Here is a 17,410-nt window from a genome sequence, read left to right as displayed (position 1 = left end):
CAGGCGGCAGGGGAAATCAACATTATACAGAACATTTGGGAGGGATTTTATTTGAAGTTGGGCAAATTAACACGCAAGCTGTCCATCGTATCTCTGGCTTTGGGACTGACAGCCGGGACTATTCCGGGCGCGGCATTCGCAGCCGACAGCTTGCAATCGCACTTATCGCAGTTATCTCCTAAAAGCACCTCTTTGCTTCAAAGCTCGAAAGGAACTTATATTTCACCCAAAATCAACACCAAATCATCTGCGGATGTCCGCGTTATCGTACAGCTTAGCGGTCAACCGGCAGCCGTAGGCAAATACGCGGCGAAGCAGGGCATTTCCTCCCTGGCGAAATCCGCTACCGAAGCGGCTGTCGCGAGCCAGCAATCGACAGTTCTGGACAAAGCCGAGGACGAAGGCATTGACCTTAAAGTGAACTATCGTTACAACACTGTATTGAATGGCTTCGAGGTAACCGTTCCCGCTAACGAGATTCCGGAGCTTGCCGAAATTCCCGGCGTCAAGTCGATTTATGAGAACAGCACATGGTATGCGGTTCCTGTTGAAGAAGCTGACGCTACTATCAACGGAACGCTTCAATACGGCGCAGCTCCTCTGCACCAAATCGGGGCGGATGCTGCTTGGGAAAAAGAGTATACCGGCAAGGGTCTTAAAGTAGGCGTTATTGATACAGGCGTCGATTATAAGCATCCCGATATCGAACCTGCGTATATAGGCGGCTGGGATTCTTTCTATAATGACAACGATCCTTACGAGGAAGCACCTAACGCAGACCTGGAGTTCGAAGGCACCTCTCACGGTACGCATGTGTCCGGTACAATCATTGGACGGTTCGCGAATCAGACCAGCGATATCGTTCAAAAAGGCGTTGCCTATGACGCAGATCTCTATGTTTATAAAGTTTTAGGTTATAACCCGGCCAATCCGAGTTCCGCATCCGGATCTTCTGCTCAGGTTATTGACGGAATTGAGCGCTCCGTAAAGGATGGTATGGATGTCATCAACCTGTCGCTCGGCTCCGACGCTGAGAAGGATGTTAACTCTCCGGACGCCATAGCGATCAATAACGCTGTCCTTTCCGGCGTCACTGCGGTCATCGCGAACGGCAATGCCGGACCTGGCGAATATACCCTCGGCTCGCCCGCAACCTCACAGTTGGCTATTTCGGTTGGTGCGGTAACAAGTCCAACCAAGACCTTCTATGGAAAGTTTGAGACCACCTTTGTCGGAGATACCGCGACGACCGCCACTTATGCTACTTACGGCGATTTTAATGTAATGGCATGGGAATTAGACAGCGAGAACTTTGCTGATCCAAGCCAAGTAGGCACGGCGCCGTTAAAAGTCGTTTACGCGGGATTGGGCGCTGACGACGATTATAAAGGCTACACTGCGGAACAGGTTGAAGGCTCGGTAGTATTCGTCTCGCGCGGCCTACTCGCGTTCACCGATAAGATCGCAAATGCCAAAGATCGCGGAGCTAAAGCGATCGTAATCTTCAACGGCAACGCAACTACGGATGGTGAAGTCGACCTGAGCGAAAGCATTAAAAACCGCGACGGTTATATAGACTCTTACCTAGGTGACACCTATGACAGCCTTCCGACCTTTGATATGGAAGGTGTCAAGGGACGCGCACTGGCAAGAGCTATTCTGGCCAACCCTGGTACACCTGTTACCTTCACATTCGGTAATGATTACCACAAAGGCGAATCCTTGGGGGATGAGCTCGCCAGCTTCACTTCCTGGGGTCCGAACGTTGACCAGAATCTAAGCATTAAACCTGACATCGTTGCTCCGGGCGTAGGCATCCTGTCAACCTGGCCTGCTTACAAAAAATATGATGCCTATAAAGACGAGAACTATGATTTTGCGTACAACCGTATCAGCGGAACAAGCATGGCTACGCCGCATGTTGCCGGCCTTGCCCTTCTTCTGAAGCAAGCTCACCCGACTTGGGGGCCGTTTGAGATTCGCGCAGCACTTGCCAATACGGCTGATATACTTGGCAATTATAACGTTTATCAACAAGGAGCCGGCCGCGTAAATGTTGCCCAGGCCATTAATACACCGGCGGTCCTTGAATCTATTGAACCGATCACGATTCTCGACAAAAACTTCAATCCGCAAAATGTTATCAACTATAACGATTCCGCCAACTTTGGTGTCGTGGCTCCCGGCGCTTCCAAGGTTGAGAATCTGCAGATTAAAAATACGGACAGTGCTAGCTTAACTTATACCGCTTCCGTGACATGGCATGGTGCCGCTCCAGCCGGAATTACAGCTGACTTAAGTCAAACTGAATTAGCAGTTGCAGGGTACCAAACTAAAGCATTCGCATTGAATGTGAATGTGGGTATTAGTGCAGAATCGGGCTTCTATGAAGGGCAGGTTACCTTGACTCCTCCTAGCGGTTCTAATCTGCCTACACTTCACCTTCCTTTCTCCGTATATGTAGGCACTGAGCTGCCTGACAGCCCAGTGGGCATTCAGGAAATCGCTCTGACGAAACCGGTGATTTATCCAAATCTGCCAACGCCGGTTACAAGCGATCTGAGCTATAAGCTGACGGCTGACAAAACAAATGTTTATGAGCTTGACGTTTACAACTTGGACGATGAGCTTATCGGATTCATGGATTTCGACGAAACAGTGACCAGCGCTACCTACCTTGAAACAGGCGTTCACACTGTCAGAGGCATTGATGGCTCCTACATCAAGTATGATGCCGAAGGCCATGTCGTACTTGACGAAAAAGGCGAACCGGTTATAGGGCATCTTACAGACGGAACTTACAAGCTGAATATCTTCTATGGGTATTACAATGAATCGACTGAAAAATTAACAAGCTATTACGACGGCTTTATCTCGCTGCGCGTTGATAACTCTACAAGCACCAGCGGTGGAGGCGGTTCAGCCGGCGGTGGTGGAGGCGGTGGCGCAGTTACACCAACTACACCACCTGCACCAACGATTCCTGCAGCTGCTGCTATTTTGATTAATCAAGGCTCCAAGCAAGTAACCATTACGCCTGCAACAACTGTGCAAAACGGCGTTACCATCATCACGGTATCGGATAGCGACCTGAAGGCTGCTTTGGCTAATGCCACCACCGCCCAGAACGCTGTCATCATCTCGGCTCCTTCGGTTAGCGGTTCCGCCGCCAAGGTCAGCCTGACTGCGGATCAAGTGAAGCTGCTGGCAGCTCTCTCTTCCGCTACCAAGGTAATTCTCAGCACGAAAGATTCCGCGGTTTCCCTGCCTGTAACGCTGCTGAGCGGCGCTCCTGCAGGCGCAGGCTTCGACCTGTCGATTAAACCGGCTTCGGAAGAAGCGGGCAAATTCACGGCAAGCGCAGCCGGTTCGTCTGTCATCGGAGCTCCGGTATCCTTTGAAGGAAACTGGACAACGGTAACCGGCAGCACGTATCTGACTGTGCCAAGCAATACGTTCATCAAGAGATCCTTCACTGTTCCTGGAAGCATCGCCGCGAATACGGCCGGCGTTCTCTTCGAAGAGAACGGCAAGATCACTCCGGTAGCTTCCGTATTCAAGGCTCAAGAGGGCGGAACGACGCTAGTTACCGTTAATCGTCCCGGCTTTTCAACATATGCCGCTGTAAGCCGTCCGGTGACATTCACCGATATCGCGGCTTCGTCTGCGGCTTCGGACATCACGGCACTGGCTAACAAATTGGTCTTCCAAGGCACTTCGGCAACGACCTTCTCGCCGAAGAGCAACCTGACCCGCGCCGAATTTACGGCACTGCTCGTACGCGCGCTCGGTCTGCGCACCGACGCATCGGTTAACTTTAGCGATGTGAAGGCAACCGATTGGTATGCAGCCGATGTTGCAGCCGCTACGAAGGCCGGATTGATTCTGGGTGTTGGTAAAGGCAAGTTCGCGCCGAAGGCCAATGTCTCCCGTCAGGAAGTGGCCGTTATTCTGGATAGAGCCGTGAAGCTGGCCGGTATCGAACTGACCCCAGCCAATCCGTCCTTCACCGCTTATACCGATAACGCTAAGATCGCAGGCTATGCGAAGGACAGCGTTCAGTCCCTGTCTGCCGCAGGAATCCTAACCGGCGACTCCGGTGCGGTATTCAATCCTACCGCACCGGCAACCCGCGAGACGATTACTGTGACACTTCATCAGCTGCTGGTCAAAGCTGGACTGGTTGAATAAATCCAGTAAAGCTCAACGGGCCGATCAAGGAGCAATCCTTGGTCGGCCCGTTTTCTTATGTACACCTTTAATAATTAATAAAACAGGAGGCTGTTCCAGACGGGTCACACAAGACCCCTAAGGGAACAGCCTCCTGCCATATAACCTACGCGTAAGCCACTTACTCCCCGCCATCTCCCAGCAGTGTCAGCACCGTTTCCAGCATCACATTTACGCCTTTTTCGCAGTCCTCGTACGAGGTCAGTTCTTCTTCGCAGTGGCTCTTGCCCTTCACACTCGGAACGAAAATCATCGCTGACGGCAGGTAGCTTGCGACGAACTGGGCGTCATGTCCGGCGCCGCTGGCCATTTTTTTATAGGAATACCCGAGCGACTTCACCGAGCTTTCAATCGCGCCGCATACCCGGTCATCGAACCAGACGGTATCGCGTCCCCAAAGCTTCTTCTTGGAAACGGAGCAGCCCGCCTGCATCTGCGGAAGCGAGTTAATGACCGACACCACTTCGGTGATAACCTCTTCATTCTTATGTCTTGCTTCGACAGTAAAGACAACTTTATTCGGGATTACCGTGTGGATATTGGGATACACATTAACCCGGCCCATCGTATAGACCAGCTCAGAATCCAGCTCGCCCAGCTTGCTCCGCAGCTCCGCCACCAAATCGGTAGCGGCGAAAAACGCGTCATTCCGCATGCCCATCGGCGTCGTTCCGGCGTGATTGGATTCCCCGGTAACTTCAATTTCATAACAGACCATGCCGACTACGCAATCGACGAGTCCGATCGTCAGGCCTTCTTTTTCAAGCACGGGACCTTGTTCGATATGCAGTTCCAAATAAGCGGACGCTTCCTTGATGCGGTTGTCGGTGTCCCCTTCGTATCCGCTGGCCTTCAGCGCTTCCCCGAAGGTTACCCCTTCCGGGTCCTTACTCTTCAGCATGACCTCTTTATCGAATTTGCCCGACAGCACGCCGGATGCCATCATCGAAGGCTCGAACCGCGCGCCTTCCTCATTCGTGAAGTTCATGACCGTTACCGGAATCCTCGGCTTAATGCCATGATCCACAAGGGTCCGCACAACCTCAAGACCGGTGATTACGCCCAGAACGCCGTCGAAACGCCCGCCTTTCACTACGCTATCCAGGTGGGAACCCATTACAATCGGGGGCTTATCCTCAGTGCCTTCCAGCGTCGCATACATACAGCCCATATCGTCCACTTTGACGGTCATTCCCAGCTCTTCGCAGCAGGAACGGAAGTAATCCCGCACCTTGATGTCCTCTTCGCTTAAGCTCAGCCGGGTAACACCGTTCGCAGGCGTACGTCCGAAATCAGCAAATGCCTCGATGGTATCCTTCAGCCGGGCACCGTTAACGAATATGTTTTGCGTCTGCATTCCTATCCCTCCGTTCATGATCTGGTCATTCCTAAACACTATGTTACGACCCGTATCCTCACTTTTCATTGTACAGAGTGTAATAAGATTGGCGCAGTAACGCCCGGTTTATGTTACATCCATGTATATATTTTCTGCCATTAAATTCGCTCAACCGCCATACCTTTCATCAATCTTCCGCGAACCACTGATTCAACTGCCGAGTCTCTTCCGTCAAAATATCTAAATAGATCGAGAAGCGGTAATGGGTATCCTTTAGATTTTTTCCCGTAATTTCGGCGATCCGGTTCAATCTGTACATTAAGGTATTCGTATGAATATGCAAAAAAGCGGCTGATTCCTTCAGATTACCGTTAAAGGTGAGGTAGGCGGCGACGGTTTTAACAAAATCGGTCTTGTGAACCCGGTCATGCTCCTTCAGCGGATTAAGCAAGGGACTTCTGCGGCCCCGGCTTCGCTTTTGCTCGATAATCGCCGGAATATGCGCCCAAAACCCCATATCCTCGTAGAGCAGCAGCTCGCGGGCTTGAAAAGGCAGCAGCCGCTTGATTTCAACAATGGACACCGCCTCCGTATAGGCGACAGCCGCAGAGAGGTACTCCCCGTAATACAGACTGCATCCCCCCGATATCCGGCAGCCTTCGCTCTTGTTCATCTGTTCGACGAGCAGCGTCATAAAGGAGGACAGCGTCTGCGTCCCTTCTATTGAATAGAGAAAAGAAAACAGGATAATAATCCGGTTATGCTCCGTGGTTAGAAAGACTAGCGAGACACCGGAATAGCTTTCCGCAGTCTGCCGGAATTTGAGCAGAAAATGGTCATCCACCGCCCGGTCAGGTTCAAATACGCCGATAAAATATCCAGGCGGCAGCATAATGTTATCCGCTTCTCCATCCCGCTTAATATCCTGCTCCGTGCCGTAATGTGAGGTCAGCAGCTTCCAGAAAAAATCTTCCTGCGCCCGCGTCTGCTTCGTCTTCCAGCCCCGCTGTTTCAGCAGGTAGCGCGCGGCGATTTGCGCCGCTTTTTCCACGACGCTTTCCGCATATCCCTCCGCCAAATTGCCCGCATCCACGACCCAAATATAGCCGAGAACTTCCTTTTGATGCTTGATGCACATCGCCAGACGGGGTCCCAGCCCCACCTCCATTACACCCGATATCCGGATGGGATGCGGTGTATTCTCCAACTGGCGCATGATGCCCTTTTTCCGCAAACCGATAATAACGGAGTCGGGCACACGCTTGCCGATGATTGTTGAGATCCGGGCAGGGTCGCTTTCAAATTGATGGGAACTGTAGCCGATGACGTGATGCTTATCATCTTCAATGGTCACTTGGGATTGCAGCGATTCGCTGATCGTATCCGCCAGGGACTCCATACTGTCAAAAAAACGGTCAAAGATCGATCCGGTTTCCGCCATTTTTTTCCACTCCAACCTTCAGAATAGCCGAGTCATGCATGTATACGAGATATTATGATTATAGGGTTTTTTCATTATAGTATGCTTCAGCTTTACTGAAAACCTGCCATCAGACAGATCCGCTTCGACAAGCGCCGGGAAACTCAGGCCAAAAAAAGAACAGTCCCGTATTTAACGGGCGCTGTTCCATCATTGGGGGTTGGGGTTCCTCTTCTTCATCGGGAATCTTTTTCTCTATTTAGATCAGGGTAAATTCCTGCGACATCGCTTGGGCTACCGTAAAATATTCCTCGCCGAGCGCTTCGGCCACAGCCTTGCAGGTGATTTTGCCATTCGCGATATTGACGCCGTTCATCAGGCCTTCATTCTCTTGAACAGCCTTCAGCGCGCCTTTGCCCGCGATTTGCAGCGCGTAAGGAACGGTAACGTTCGTCAGAGCAATCGTCGACGTCTTGGCGACAGCACCCGGCATATTGGCTACGGAATAGTGCAGCACGCCGTGCTTTTCGAATACCGGATTGTCATGTGTCGTCACTTTGTCGATCGTCTCCACGATACCGCCTTGGTCGATGGCCACGTCAACGATAACAGAGCCCGGTTTCATCGTCTTCACCATTTCTTCCGTGACGAGCTTCGGAGCTTTCGCGCCCGGGATGAGCACCGCGCCCACCAGCACGTCCGCTTCGGCAACCGCTTTGGCGATGTTGTACGGATTCGAGATCAGCGTGTTGATTTGTGCGCCGAAAATATCGTCCAGCTGGCGCAGTCTGTCGGCGCTCAGGTCAACAATCGTAACGTCCGCTCCAAGTCCGATAGCCATCTTGGCCGCATTCGTGCCGACAACGCCGCCGCCGATGATGCTAACCTTGCCTCTGCTTACGCCGGGAACGCCAGCCAGCAGAATGCCTTGGCCGCCATAGTTTCTTTGCAGGAATTGAGCGCCCAATTGAACGGACATCCGGCCCGCCACTTCGCTCATCGGAGTCAGCAGCGGCAGTGTGCGGCCTTCGGTAACCGTCTCATAGCCGATGGCGAATACGCCTTTTTCTTGCAGCGCCTTTGCCAAGGCAGGCTCGGGAGCCAGATGCAGGTAAGTGAACAGTACAAGACCGGCACGGAAATATCCGTATTCGCTCTCCAGCGGTTCTTTAACCTTCATTACCATTTCGGCGCCGCTCCATACCTCAGCCGCTCCGTCGATCAATTCCGCTCCAGCTTTCGCATATTCTTCATCCAGGAATCCGCTGCCCAGGCCCGCACCCTTCTCGACCAATACCGTGTGACCTTCCTTAACAAAGCTGACGACTCCGGCAGGGGTAATAGCCACCCGATTTTCATTATTTTTGATTTCCTTTGGAATTCCGATGATCATTCTTAACATCTCCTGTCTGGTGAATGTTTTCTATGTAAAGAATGATAACATACATTGCAGGCTTGCCATTTGGTGAAAATTCAAAAGTTTATCTACCATGATTGTGTTTTATCACAATGCAGCAGCCAGTTTTTCGTCCAATATGGCAAATGCCCGGTGAAGGGCCTCCTTAGGAATAAGAGCATAACGGTCACCGACACTAATCTCGAAATAGCAGGAGGTTTCGCCGGTTTCCCTTAAATAATGCGTTAATCCGACACCCGTTTCCTCGTATAACCCGATCAGCAAAGCCTCCAGCCGCGCTTTCGGCAGCACCGCGTGAACATGGAACATATTCGAGACAGGTTCCTCCGGAAGAGTGGAAATTTGTTGGCATTTGTTAAAAAGACCGGCCAGTTCCACCGCCTCCTCATAATATCGTCCCATGTTAGGTAATCTCTCTTCAAAATAATAATCAGCGGAGAGAATGTACGGGTACAGGCTGATCAAATCCCCGCCATGGCGTCTTTTCCATACCTTGGACTCTTCCGCGAGTCCGGCATCCCCCGCAAGAATTGCTCCGGCAACCCCGCCAATACCTTTATAAAAAGAGATATATACGCTGTCAAATAACGCGCTGACCTCAGCCGCGGATTTCCGATAGTAGGGCAGAACCTCGAACAGTCTTGCTCCGTCCAGGTGAAGAGCAATTCCCCGGTCGCGGCAGTACGCCGATATGGCCTCAAGCTCGCTGAAATCCGGCAGCTGCCCGCCAATCTCACGCTGGGGCAGTTCAAGCAGCAGGCATGCGACTTTGCCATACATCTCCTGCACATCGGCGAGTCGGATCAGTCTATCCTTTCCGCCAAGCAGCACCGGCTCAATTCCGTGAAGCTCGTGAAGCCCCCGCTGCTCGTGAATCTCCAGATGACATAGCGGGTGGTAAGCGACTCTCTTGACGCCCTTCCGGTCGCACCAAATCCGTAGTGCAATCTGCTGCGCCATCGTGCCGCTGGGAAAGAAAACGGCTTTTTCTTTTCCAAGAATCCCGGCCATTTTACCTTGAAAATCCTCAATTAAGCTGCCCTCGCCGTACATGTCGCTGTCCAGATCGCCATCATAGGCGTTCAGCGCATTCTTCAACACTCCAATATTCCGTTTGCCGTGGCCGGTTATTGGATATGCGGTCCGGTTAAACGCCTCCTGAAGCGGTTTGCCGTTCATGTGATGTGCTTCTCCTTTCGAATGGCTCTTCGCCGCTGCTCCCTGTCCGGCAATATTCTAGGATACCGTGATCACTTCATACTGCGCTGACAGCTCGATAAAATGTCCCATGCTCGATACTTCTCCCGCATACAGCTGATCGCCCACTCCGTAGTAGTTCACGCAAGTGGCGCAGGCCAATACGGAAACCCCACGATCGGCTAGCTCCTTTAAATGAAGGGAAGCCATCGATTTGCCCGTGAGCGCGAGCACGCCCCGATTGATGCAGAACACCGCCGCCGGAAGCTGCTCTTGCTGCTTCAGAAGCGTAAAGTAGGTTTCAAGAAGCTGTTCTCCAAGCCGGGTATCCCCGTTGCCCATGCTGTCTGTCGTAAGAAAAATTATTTTCTGATTCATCTTCTTCATCCTTTCTTAATTGAGCATTATGCAAAATGCAGAGTTATACAGCAGAATGCCTGCGCTTATTGCGCTCATATCTGGCATAAATAGTATATAACAATCTCTGAATTGGCCGATATGCATAAAGGTATGTGAAGGCCTAAGAGTTTTTTCCGGAGGGGACAAGGTGAAAAATCAAGGCCGCTGTGCTACAATACTGGAATTGACAAAGGGAATAGGTTAGGGAGGTTTATGAAAACGCTATGCTTATTATAGGAATTGCTGGCGGAACAGGCTCCGGCAAAACAACGGTGGCCCGCTCCGTTATCGACCGTCTCGGTCCGGGTAAAGTCACTTTTATTTCTCAGGACAATTATTATAAAGACCATTCGCATCTCAGCCTTGCCGAGCGCGAGGCGATCAATTATGACCATCCGTTCGCCTTCGATAACGAGCTCTTAATCGAGCATCTGAAGCTGCTGAGAACGGGGCAGCCCGCTCAGGCGCCGGTGTACGATTTTACAGTTCACACCCGCTCCACGGAACAGACGGTAGAGCTGCTGCCGAACAATATCATCATTATCGAAGGGCTGCATGTGCTGTCCGACGAGAACCTGCGCGCGCTGCTCGATATCAAAGTGTTCGTCGACACCGATCCCGATGTCCGCATTCTGCGCCGGGTCCTGCGGGATATCGAGGAACGCGGCCGCACCATCCAGTCCATTCATCAGCAGTATTTAACGACGGTCAAACCGATGCATGAAGCGTTTATCGAGCCGTCCAAGAAATACGCCGACCTGATTATTCCCGAAGGCGGGGAGAACGAGGTTGGGATTCAGCTGCTGTCCGTCCTGACCGAAAAATATTTGACCGGCGCCAACTGGACCGGCGCCTAGCGCTATCATGCAAAAATCATGGTGCAAATGATCCTCCGCCCTTGCGAATTCGCGGGATACAAAAAGAAACGGCTGCCACATCCTGTTAAGGACGGCAGCCGTTTCTGCTAGAAACAACAGACTATTCTTCGGAATCCACGTTATGATACACCTGCTGCACGTCTTCTAAATCCTCCAGAACATCAATCAGCTTCTCGAATTGAGCCTCAGAATCCTCCGGAATCGCCACATAGTTCTGCGGGAGCATCGTCAGCTCGGCAACCGTAAATTCGGTTACGCCCGCATTCTTGAACGCTTCCTGTACGGCATGGAACTGATCCGGCTCGGCGTAGACGATGACGGCCTCGTCTTCTTCCAGAATGTCGCGCGCGTCCACATCGGCTTCCATCAGAATTTCTAGCACTTCATCCGCACTCTTGCCGACCAAGCCGATGACCGCCGTCGAATCGAACATATAGCTGACCGATCCGCTGACGCCCAGGCTGCCGCCGTTCTTGCTGAATGCGGCGCGCACTTCGGAGGCGGTGCGGTTGACATTGTTGGTCAGAGCGTCAACGATAATCATCGAACCGTTCGGGCCAAAGCCCTCATAGCGAAGCTCATCGTAAGTCTCATCCGAATTGCCTTTCGCTTTCTCAAGCGCGCGGTCAATGATCGCTTTCGGAACATTGTAGGTCTTGGCGCGCTCCAGCACGACCTTCAGCGCCCGGTTCGATTCCGGGTCCGGCTCGCCCTGCTTGGCCACTACATAGATTTCACGCCCGAATCTTGCATATATACGGCTTGTGTTGGCGTCCTTGGACGCCTTCTTTTCCTTAATATTATTCCACTTACGGCCCATACTTTATCGCTCTCTTTCAACAGTGATTAAACGCAGTCCTTTATATTATACTCCTCTCATTATATCTATTAAAAGGGGGGCGGGGCAAATAGGCGGGTTTCCCGCTTGTGAAATTGAAAATCCTGTTACAGCCGCACATATTTCCGGTATACGGAATCGGAGGGCAAAATGGTGGTTTCAAATTAAATGAAACATATGTTAGAGGGCAGCGGTCTGACTACTGTTCCAACTCAATGATTGACGATCCCAGTCGCCAAAATACTCGTTTTCATCCAGCACATGATCATAGATCGGTTTAAGGAAGGTATGAATGAGTTCCATAACCTCCTGGAATGTTGGTGAATAATCCAGATATAAATTCCTAATAAATGCATCCCACATAGAAACTCTGCGCCTATCCCTATAGAACTCAGCTGTGAAAATGACATGCTCTCTTTCGGTAGGGGTTGCCCTTCGCTTAAATGTCTCAGACACGGCTTCGTACAAGCGAAGCCCTTCAAATGGGGTTGTGCGAGCCAATGTGTAGATATCAAAAAAATCCTTCATCCGACTGTTCGCCAGGGAAAGAGATATCATGGCTTCAAATTTTTCTGCAATGACGGAATCGTTCGTGTATACCAAGATTTCCGGCCTCTCCATGCTAGATAAGAGAACAGGGAAGTCTGTCGTTTGTGGACTTGGTACTATCACATCTCCAAAACCAATATCGAGCTGCAACACTTCCCTCATTTTTCCAAGCGAGCAAGGTATCTTTATCCGTACGCCTTCATATTCTGCATCTTCTTTAATGATTTCGGAAACAATTTGATCCGTATGAAAAACAATGCCGTCCTCAGCATCGCCAGGGTGCAACTGGCATATAGCAGTAACGATATTGACCAATACAGAGGCATCATTGTTCATTCTACGGCCTGAGAAATCCATATCTCTCGTTGGCCTGGATTTGAACTGTGTTACGGAATATAAGTATAATCCACCCTTAAGGATAAAATTATCCTTATAATTGGACATCGATAATCGTTTTAGGAAACGCTCCTGGTAGAAAAGGATGGAGATGACGTTGAACGCTTTTTTATTAGCTCTGGCAACGTTCTTTAGTTTGTCAATGACTGAAGCAGTAACATTTGTGACCATCTATAACACCTCAAGGTAATTATTCAGGATAGACTTTACTCTCAACTTCTCCGCATATTTAAGTAGTTGGGTATAATTCCTCTTCCTGCTGTTAGAGTAGTTATTCAAACTTTCCTTAACGACATTGGCATCAAGTTTGTTCCTGTATTTTACAGTGTCACAGATTGTTCGCTCCATATCGTATATTTTTATAACATGACCATCCTTCTCTATCTTTTTAATCCCGATGTCAAAAGTATCGTCATCATAAGAAAATATCCGGATCGGCGGATAGTCTGGAAGAGCAGGTTTTCTCTCTTTTCGGGATACTGCAAAATTGTATTCACTCGGAGTATAAGTAGTCAGTTCATGATGGGCAAGGGCTGAGTAAAGACATATAATACCTTTAGGTACAAGAAGAGCGGCTTCTACAATCTCATCAACCATGTAATTGATATCTTTAAGAGCATAGAGTCCACGTTTAAGTTTAACAATCTTACCCAATGCTTCAAGCTTGTTGAGCTGATAGTAATTTATCTGATTTTCTTTAAGAATGTTCGTATTGACAATCCCATTATAGTTCCTAAACAGCTCTATGATATCCGGATAGATTGCCGCCTCTTTCTTACTTTCGCATTCAGTTTTAATAGCTTCTATAAGATCGTCCAGTTTATTGATATTGGGATAACGACGAACCAGATTGAAAAATTCTTCTTCGTGTAAGCCCAGCTGTTTAAAAACATTCAAAAAACCCTTTTTTATATAATTAAAATCTATATTTTCCGTGTTAGACACTCCCCATCTATTTTAAAATATGCATCCATATACAGTTAAGTGTAGACGTTTACTTAAAAAATATACTTCAATTACTCGTTTTTTTCCAACAAAACATATGCACTTATCGAAAAAAGAATACATTTTTCTAAAAACGCCCTCTAGCCCCCGGATTTTGTACACTAAGAAGCACGTTAAGCTAACGGGGAAACTATAGCTAAAAAACAGCGGAGTCTAAGACTTTCACTTTTTGAGTCCTAGTTCGCCGCTGTTTCCTTTTGAGGTTAGTCGATTATTTTATTTTCCTTATACACATACACTCGCTTGCCGCGAACTCACGGCAGCATGCAGTCTCCCGCTCACTCCCCGCCCGGCACCAGCCGGACGCTCATATCGAGCGGCTTCGCGAAGAACAGGCTCGTGGTCACCAGCACATCGACGCCGGAAGCCGCGTAAGCTTCAGCATTATGCTCATCGATGCCTCCTGCCGCCAGCAGCACCACATTCGGATTTGCGGCCCGAAGCTCCGCGCTTCCCGCAAGCAGCACATCCGGCGGCAGCTTATCAAATTGCAGGCAGTCTACCCCGGCACGGCACAGACGCAGGCCGTATTCTATGGAATCCGTCTCGACGACCAGCTTCTTCTCCGGGACCTTGGACTTCAGCTCACCGATCCGCTCAACGAAAGCATCCGGTCCGCCGCAGAAGCTTGCGTGCTCCTTGAAGACCAGCACCGTCTCGGACAGTCCCAGGCGATGGGGTGCGGCCCCGCCGCATAGAATCGCTTTGACGCTCATCGCCTTAGTGCCGGGAAAGCTTTTTCTCGTGCTCACCACGGAAACGTTCGGATTGACCGACTTCACCTTGTCCACAATCCGTCTTGTCTTGGTTGCAATGCCGGAGCAGCATTCCAGCAAATTTTGCGTCACTTTCCAGGCCATATGCAGCGAATGGGCTGTGCCTTTGCCTGACAGATATACCTGCCCGGGCTCAACTCTCGTTCCCGACGGAAGGCTGAATACCGGGGTCACCCCCAGTTTGGCGAACATGCGCAGCACCTCCTCAGTTCCGCACAGCACCGCATGTTCTCTGGAGAAGTACTCGATGGTTCCCGGCGATCCGCCAATGTCCAGCGCCCAGGTCGTCAGATCGACGTACGGAACATCCTCCCCGATCATCCGGTCGATCGCTTCATCGGAAATGTAAATCATAGCTTCATCCTCCTGTTTAGGGCGAGAGCCCCTGCATCTATGTCCGCCTATACTGCCTGGAACAGCTCTTTCGCCAACCTTAATATTTTTTAAAATGAATATGGCGCTAATTGTATTCGTTATTTCGTCTTGAACAAATGAAGAAACTCATAGGGGCGGGCACTCTCATTGTCATTTCCCATGACACAACACAGGCGCACGAAAACTCTTTTTCTAAATTTTTCATCAAAATGCCAATTTACCTATCAAAGAAACCTTAAAATTGTTTAAAATTTTTGTGAATATTCCTGTTTACTCTTAGTTTCTACTTCCCGTATAACATTTTTGTTGTCGCTAGATGATAGAGTTTATGCTACACTTTATAGACAACTAAATATGCAAGAACTATGTCTCTACTGCTCTGTCGGAATGGACGCGCTGTCTTTATACACTTGCGCTGCATCTGTCACCTTGAATCTTTCACGAATGACATTAACAGAGGGAGGCGGTAAGCATGACGTTCTTGGAAAAATTACTAACGTATCGGGACAAGGAGAATGATCTCTTCTGGGAAGGCTCCTTTCTCGATTACCTGCAGCTTGTTAGAGAGAATCCGCGAATCGCCGGGACAGCGCACGAACTGGTCTACCGGATGATCGAGGCGGCAGGTATAACCGAGCTGGGGGATGGCCGGCGGGAGTACGCTTTTTTCAGCGGAACCCTGTTCGGACTTGAGGATGCCATTCAGCTGCTCGTGGAAGAATATTTCCGGCCTTCGGCCCAGCGGCTTGATGTCCGCAAGCGTCTATTACTCCTGATGGGTCCGGTCAGCGGCGGTAAATCAACACTCGTCACCCTGCTGAAGAACGGTCTCGAATCTTTTACACGCACGCCGGAAGGCGCGCTCTACGCCATTAAAGGCTGCCCGATGCAAGAGGAACCTCTTCATCTTATCCCCCGCGAGCTGCGCGAGGAATTCCGCAAGGAGTACGGGGTGCATATCGAAGGCGATCTCTGCCCGGTCTGCCGGATGAGGCTCGAGAGTGAATACGGAGGCCGGATTGAGGAAATGCCCGTTGTCAGGGTTCTGTTCTCGGAGAGCGACCGGACAGGAATCGGAACCTTCGCTCCGTCGGACCCCAAATCACAGGATATTGCCGATCTGACGGGCAGCATTGATTTTTCAACCATTACCCGTTATGGCTCCGAATCCGACCCCAGGGCCTACCGTTTTGACGGCGAACTTAACAAGGCCAACCGCGGCCTGATGGAATTTCAAGAAATTCTGAAATGCGATGAAAAGTTTCTGTGGAATTTGCTTTCATTGACGCAGGAAGGCAATTTTAAAGCTGGACGATTTGCGCTCATCTCCGCCGACGAACTGATCATAGCCCATACGAACGAAACCGAATACCGCGCATTTATCTCCAATAAGAAGAATGAAGCCCTCCACTCCCGCATGATTGTCATGCGTATACCCTATAATCTGAAAGCCAGCCAGGAAGAACGGATTTACCGCAAGCTCGTTGACGCCTCGGGCCTGAACAATCAGGTGCATCTGGCGCCCGGAGCGCTCTTTGCCGCCTCTGTCTTCACTGTGATGTCCCGTCTCAAAGAACCAAGAAAGCCCGGCATTGATCTTGTCAAAAAAATGTATCTCTACGACGGCGTCGAAGTCGACGGCGTGAAGAAGGGCGATGTGGACGAGCTGCGGCGGGAGCATCCCGACGAGGGCATGTCCGGGGTCGATCCCCGTTATGTCATCAACCGCATTTCCAGCGCACTGATCAAAGGCGGTAAGTCCTGCATCAACGCCCTGGATGTGCTTCGCTCCCTCAAGGAGGGGCTCGACCAGCATCCTTCGATCTCCAAAGAAGAACGCGAGCGGCTGATGAATCTGATTACGCAGGCCCGCAAGGAATACGATCATAAAGCGAAGACCGAGGTGCAGCGCGCTTTTGTCTACTCGTTCGAGGAATCGGCTCACACGATGCTCAACAATTATCTGGACAATGTCGAGGCCTACTGCAGCGGTCATAAGATCAAGGACCCGCTCACCTCTGAAGAGCATGATCCGGACGAGAAGCTGATGCGCTCCATTGAAGAGCAGATTGGCGTGACCGAGAACCAGAAGCGGGCGTTCCGCGAAGAAATTCTGATCAAAATCTCGTCATTCGCGCGCCGCGGCCGGCAGTTTGAGTACACCTCGCATGAGCCGCTTAAAGATGCCATTGAGAAGAAGCTGTTCGCCGATCTGAAAGACGTCATCAAAATTACAACCTCGACGATCAACCCGGACGAGAGCCAGCTCAAGCGCATGAACGAGGTCTCGCGGCGCCTGATCGACCATCACGGCTACTGCGCCACTTGCGCCAATGAGCTGATGAAGTACGTGGGCAGTCTGCTGAATCGATAACCAGGGAAGATCTAACCGTTATCGCATTCAGCTTGCTGAAGCGGGGAGGGTTTGCCCGGTATCGTATTGCTGAATCGATAAATCAGGGGCAATTCCCCGTATCGTATTTAGCTTGCTGAAGCGGTAATGGGGAACAGACAAGCCTTAGCAACAAGACGTGTTGCCGTTACAGCCGCATTTCTCTGTAAGAGCGGGAGGAGCGGGTCCTGCTGGAGCT

General features: G+C 50.5%; 12 protein-coding genes. 3 read left to right on the top strand and 9 right to left on the bottom strand.

The genetic code is table 11. The features are described from left to right. Positions 1 to 51 precede the first annotated feature (51 nt). On the top strand, positions 52 to 4,191 hold the full coding sequence (locus tag VK70_RS29385; RefSeq protein WP_025698124.1) for a S8 family serine peptidase: 4,140 nt from the start codon (positions 52 to 54) through the stop codon (positions 4,189 to 4,191). A 160-nt stretch (positions 4,192 to 4,351) separates the two neighbouring features. Here the strand turns inward: VK70_RS29385 and VK70_RS23400 are convergent, their stop codons facing one another. The 5 genes from VK70_RS23400 to VK70_RS23380 all read right to left on the bottom strand — a co-directional run bounded on the left by VK70_RS23400 (position 4,352) and on the right by VK70_RS23380 (position 9,981). Then, positions 4,352 to 5,587: a Zn-dependent hydrolase gene (locus tag VK70_RS23400; RefSeq protein ID WP_025698126.1), complete on the bottom strand. Its 1,236-nt coding sequence runs from the start codon at positions 5,585 to 5,587 to the stop codon at positions 4,352 to 4,354. A gap of 169 nt (positions 5,588 to 5,756) precedes the next feature. Further along, positions 5,757 to 7,010, bottom strand: coding sequence for a PucR family transcriptional regulator (locus VK70_RS23395; protein ID WP_025698127.1), 1,254 nt, complete (start codon positions 7,008 to 7,010; stop codon positions 5,757 to 5,759). A 238-nt stretch (positions 7,011 to 7,248) separates the two neighbouring features. Next, the gene (gene ald / locus VK70_RS23390) at positions 7,249 to 8,382 is read right to left on the bottom strand and encodes an alanine dehydrogenase (RefSeq protein WP_025698128.1); all 1,134 of its coding nucleotides are present in this window, start codon (positions 8,380 to 8,382) and stop codon (positions 7,249 to 7,251) included. 111 nt (positions 8,383 to 8,493) lie between these two features. Next, positions 8,494 to 9,585, bottom strand: a complete 1,092-nt coding sequence (locus tag VK70_RS23385) for a threonine aldolase family protein (RefSeq protein WP_025698129.1) — start codon at positions 9,583 to 9,585, stop codon at positions 8,494 to 8,496. Between the two features lie 57 nt (positions 9,586 to 9,642). Continuing rightward, positions 9,643 to 9,981 (bottom strand): DsrE family protein, encoded by a 339-nt coding sequence (locus tag VK70_RS23380; RefSeq protein ID WP_025698130.1) that lies wholly within the window; start codon positions 9,979 to 9,981, stop codon positions 9,643 to 9,645. A 245-nt stretch (positions 9,982 to 10,226) separates the two neighbouring features. Here VK70_RS23380 and udk point away from each other — a divergent pair, with 245 nt between their 5' ends. Continuing rightward, entirely contained in the window at positions 10,227 to 10,859 is a 633-nt protein-coding gene (gene udk, locus VK70_RS23375; RefSeq protein WP_025698134.1) for a uridine kinase, read from the top strand. 121 nt (positions 10,860 to 10,980) lie between these two features. Here the strand turns inward: udk and VK70_RS23370 are convergent, their stop codons facing one another. The 4 genes from VK70_RS23370 to modD form a co-directional block, all read right to left on the bottom strand. After that, on the bottom strand, positions 10,981 to 11,700 hold the full coding sequence (locus tag VK70_RS23370) for a YebC/PmpR family DNA-binding transcriptional regulator (RefSeq protein WP_025698799.1): 720 nt from the start codon (positions 11,698 to 11,700) through the stop codon (positions 10,981 to 10,983). A 198-nt stretch (positions 11,701 to 11,898) separates the two neighbouring features. Continuing rightward, a complete protein-coding gene (locus tag VK70_RS23365; RefSeq protein ID WP_025698797.1) occupies positions 11,899 to 12,834 on the bottom strand; it encodes a nucleotidyl transferase AbiEii/AbiGii toxin family protein in 936 nt (311 codons plus the stop codon). Further along, on the bottom strand, positions 12,835 to 13,608 hold the full coding sequence (locus tag VK70_RS23360) for a type IV toxin-antitoxin system AbiEi family antitoxin domain-containing protein (RefSeq protein ID WP_025698795.1): 774 nt from the start codon (positions 13,606 to 13,608) through the stop codon (positions 12,835 to 12,837). Between the two features lie 338 nt (positions 13,609 to 13,946). Then, positions 13,947 to 14,798, bottom strand: coding sequence for a ModD protein (modD, locus tag VK70_RS23355; protein WP_025698793.1), 852 nt, complete (start codon positions 14,796 to 14,798; stop codon positions 13,947 to 13,949). A gap of 493 nt (positions 14,799 to 15,291) precedes the next feature. Between modD and VK70_RS23350 the strand changes: the two genes are divergently transcribed. Next, on the top strand, positions 15,292 to 17,193 hold the full coding sequence (locus VK70_RS23350) for a PrkA family serine protein kinase (RefSeq protein ID WP_025698792.1): 1,902 nt from the start codon (positions 15,292 to 15,294) through the stop codon (positions 17,191 to 17,193). Positions 17,194 to 17,410 lie beyond the last annotated feature (217 nt).

This window comes from Paenibacillus durus ATCC 35681, from assembly GCF_000993825.1.
GTDB classification, from domain to species: Bacteria; Bacillota; Bacilli; order Paenibacillales; family Paenibacillaceae; genus Paenibacillus_AQ; species Paenibacillus_AQ durus_B.
The sequence above is the reverse complement of the archived record's forward strand: the minus strand, read 5'-3'. Positions and strand labels throughout refer to the sequence as shown.

What these genes read in the sequence shown, in the direction of transcription:
- VK70_RS23400 (WP_025698126.1), bottom strand. Translation starts at nt 5,587, where the DNA reads ATGCAGACGCAAAACATATTCGTTAACGGTGCCCGGCTGAAGGATACC.
- VK70_RS23395 (WP_025698127.1), bottom strand. Translation starts at nt 7,010, where the DNA reads ATGGCGGAAACCGGATCGATCTTTGACCGTTTTTTTGACAGTATGGAG.
- ald (WP_025698128.1), bottom strand. Translation starts at nt 8,382, where the DNA reads ATGATCATCGGAATTCCAAAGGAAATCAAAAATAATGAAAATCGGGTG.
- VK70_RS23385 (WP_025698129.1), bottom strand. Translation starts at nt 9,585, where the DNA reads ATGAACGGCAAACCGCTTCAGGAGGCGTTTAACCGGACCGCATATCCA.
- VK70_RS23380 (WP_025698130.1), bottom strand. Translation starts at nt 9,981, where the DNA reads ATGAATCAGAAAATAATTTTTCTTACGACAGACAGCATGGGCAACGGG.
- udk (WP_025698134.1), top strand. Translation starts at nt 10,227, where the DNA reads ATGCTTATTATAGGAATTGCTGGCGGAACAGGCTCCGGCAAAACAACG.
- VK70_RS23370 (WP_025698799.1), bottom strand. Translation starts at nt 11,700, where the DNA reads ATGGGCCGTAAGTGGAATAATATTAAGGAAAAGAAGGCGTCCAAGGAC.
- VK70_RS23365 (WP_025698797.1), bottom strand. Translation starts at nt 12,834, where the DNA reads ATGGTCACAAATGTTACTGCTTCAGTCATTGACAAACTAAAGAACGTT.
- modD (WP_025698793.1), bottom strand. Translation starts at nt 14,798, where the DNA reads ATGATTTACATTTCCGATGAAGCGATCGACCGGATGATCGGGGAGGAT.
- VK70_RS23350 (WP_025698792.1), top strand. Translation starts at nt 15,292, where the DNA reads ATGACGTTCTTGGAAAAATTACTAACGTATCGGGACAAGGAGAATGAT.